Origin of the sequence: Ralstonia sp. ASV6 (genome assembly GCF_016429285.1) — a bacterium.
GTDB classification, from domain to species: Bacteria; Pseudomonadota; Gammaproteobacteria; order Burkholderiales; family Burkholderiaceae; genus Ralstonia; species Ralstonia flaminis.
Window position 1 is genome coordinate 1 of the sequence record NZ_JAELUI010000278.1, and the last position, 2,855, is coordinate 2,855.

At 63.3% G+C, this 2,855-nt stretch carries 3 protein-coding genes and 1 pseudogene; all 4 read left to right on the forward strand.

Annotated features, from left to right (window positions below; all coding sequences use genetic code 11):
- A pseudogene (locus JHD73_RS27330) lies at positions 1 to 533 on the forward strand (hypothetical protein); the annotation flags it as partial.
- Complete coding sequence (locus JHD73_RS27335; RefSeq protein WP_199033270.1) at positions 533 to 1,366, forward strand: alpha/beta fold hydrolase; 834 nt, start codon at positions 533 to 535, stop codon at positions 1,364 to 1,366. The pseudogene JHD73_RS27330 and the gene JHD73_RS27335, both read left to right, overlap by 1 nt.
- 10 nt (positions 1,367 to 1,376) lie before the next feature.
- Entirely contained in the window at positions 1,377 to 2,543 is a 1,167-nt protein-coding gene (locus tag JHD73_RS27340) for an NAD(P)/FAD-dependent oxidoreductase (protein WP_199033271.1), read from the forward strand.
- A gap of 18 nt (positions 2,544 to 2,561) precedes the next feature.
- Positions 2,562 to 2,855 (forward strand): acyltransferase (locus JHD73_RS27345; protein WP_233177187.1); only part of this gene is annotated, 294 nt, incomplete at its 3' end.

The following is a 2,855-nucleotide window of genomic DNA, read 5'->3' on the forward strand; positions in this document are numbered from 1 at the left end:
GTGTGGACCTGTCCATCGTGCTGTTCGTGATCGGGCTGGTGAGCTTCGGCCTGTCAAACGGGGCGCTCACCACGGCCACCATCAACGGCGCCACATCGCAGGTTTCACCCAAGCACACGGGCACGGCCATCGGCCTGTTCTTCACGCTGTCGATGGTGGGGGCGATGTTCGGGGTGGCGGTGTCGGGGTTGATTCTCAGCAAGGTGGGGGAACTCGAACTCGCACGGCATATCGCCAGCGCCGCTACCTCGTTCACACCCGACCAGCTGCACACGCTGCACGGGCTCGTCAACGCCAGCCAGAACCTGGTCAACGTCGCAGGCATGTTTGCCGACCACCCGATCGATGCGGTGCGTGATCTCGTCAACATGAGCTACGTGCCCGCCATGCGTGCGCTGATGGCGTTCAACGCCCTGCTGGCGGCCATCGGCATCGGCCTGTCGGTTGCGCTGTTCAAGCGCAAGGAAACGCGCCCGGCTGAATCCACTGACCCCGTCACACCCCGCAACGAACACCTCGAAGGAGCCGTGTAATGCAATCCAGATTCCTGAATTTCGATTTCGGCAAACTGCACTACCTGCAGGGCGGCAAGGCCAACGGACCCACCATCGTGTTCCTGCATGGCACGGCGTCCACCGCCGCCTCTTTCGCCGATCTGGAACCGATCCTGGGCGACCAATTCAACCTGATCGCGCTGGATTTTCCGGGCCATGGCCAGTCGGATCACATCGACGTGGCACGCTTCGGTTTTCAGTACAGCATGATCGGCCTGCGCACGCTGTTCGAAGAATTCCGCCACCGCCTGTCGCTGCACGAGATCATTGCCGTGGGCAACAGCGTGGGCGCCAACATCGCCACGCAATCGCTGTTCAAGGATCCGAACCTGCTCGGCCTGGTTTCGATTGCCGGTGTGCACGCTGTCAGCCGCGAAGATGCGTTCTCCAACTTCCGCCCTGAGGCACCGAAGGAACTCGCCTTCAAGAACCACCTCGTCGGCGATGAAGCCGACGCGCTCACGCGTGCTTACCTCGATGTCTCGCAAGCCGGCACCGACGTGTACAAGCGCATGCTCACGGACATCAAGGAATCCGACGGCAACTTCCGCGAGCAATTCGCCATCCACCTGAAGACGCAAGGCTGGCTGGATGAGCTTGCCATCCTGTCGGGCAGCAAGGTGCCCTTCCTGTACATCGGCGGCAAGAACGACGCCTTTATCGACAACGCCTACTACGACAAGCTGCAGACCCGCGTGCCGCGCATCCAGCCGGCCAACGTGCACATCCTGGAAGACGTGGGCCATGTGCCGCACCTGGAAGCGCCCGAGGTGTGCGGCAAGCTGATTCTTGAGTTTTCCAAGACGCTGTGAGGAGCCGGCCATGAGCCTACTGATCGTCGGTTGTGGCCCTGTTGGGATGACGCTGGCCGGACTGCTCGCCCAACAGGGCGAGGCGGTGCAGGTGATCGACAAGCGGCTGGAGCTGTCGACCCTGCCGCGCGGCATTGCTGTGAACCAGGCGAGTCTGGCGGTGTTCGACCAGCTTGGCATTGGCGCGCAGCTCGATGCGCTGGGCCTGCGCGTGCCGCGCATGAACCTGTACCGGCGCCGCGCGTACTTTGCCGACATCAACTTCCACCAGCTCGACATCGCGCGCCCGCACTTCTTCCACCTCACGCAAGACGTGATCGAGCGCACGCTGTATCGGCGCATTTCCGAGCTGGGTGTGTCGATCTGTCAGGGGTTGGAGTTGCAGGCGCTGCAGGAAACGCCCACCGGCGTGATCGCCACCTGCACTCACCCGGACGGCACCGAAGAGCGCATCTTCGCAGACCACGTCATCGCTTGTGATGGCGGCAACAGCACGGCACGGCGCCTGCTCGACATCCCAGTCGACCAGGTCATGTATGCCGGCTACTTTGTGGTGGCAGACGTGAGCTTTGACACGCTGCCGCTGGCCAACGACGAGATGCACTGCTTCTGCGGTGTGGACGGCTACCTGATGATCGTGCCGATCCCGGGCGGCAGCTACCGCGTGATCGCGTCCTTCCCGGGCGAAGACCCGGGCAGCGGTTTCGATGCCGCGTTCATTGAACGCATCATCCGCGACATGACACCCATCACCACCAAAGTGCGGCAGTTGCACTGGATCACGCACAGCGCGTTCGGCCACCGCATTGCCAGCCGCGCACGCGTGGGGCGCGTGTTCTTTGCCGGTGACGCGTGGCACCAGTTCAGCCCCATCGGCGGCACCAACATGAACCTTGGCATCGAAGACGCGGCGGTGCTGGCGCGCGCCATCCTCGCGCGCGATCTGGATGCGTATGAGCTACCGCGCCTGGAAGCCGTCGCACGCAATCTGGCGGTCACGCGCTACCTCAGCCGTCTACTGGTGCGTTCACCCGACTTGGCGACGACCGAACGTCCGTTTGGCTCACCGTCGCTTGAGCGCTTGCTGCACGACGAGCTGCCGCGCTTCCTGACCGGACTGCGCACGCGCGTCTTGACGGCAGACACCCACTGGGAATCCGAAGCCGCCACCGCCTGACCTGCACAGGAGACCTTCATGGTACTCACGCTCCGCACGCCTGCAGCCAGTCGGCTGCCGTCGCTTACCGGGCTGCGCTTTCTGGCGGCCATGCTGGTCTTCCTGTACCACGGGTCACTCACGAAGATCGTAGTGTTCAACCCGTTTGCCAATGCGCAGTGGGCCACGGCCTACAACCACCTGTTCAACGTGGGCGGGCGCGTGGGCGTGTCGTTCTTCTTCGTGCTGAGCGGGTTCGTGCTGACGTGGTCTGCGCGCAGTACCGATACCACGCCAGCGTTTCTCAAGCGGCGCCTGCTCAAGATCTACCCC

Bases quoted from the DNA above. Each gene is read 5' to 3' on its own strand.
- JHD73_RS27335 (WP_199033270.1), top strand. From the start codon at position 533: ATGCAATCCAGATTCCTGAATTTCGATTTCGGCAAACTGCACTACCTG.
- JHD73_RS27340 (WP_199033271.1), top strand. From the start codon at position 1,377: ATGAGCCTACTGATCGTCGGTTGTGGCCCTGTTGGGATGACGCTGGCC.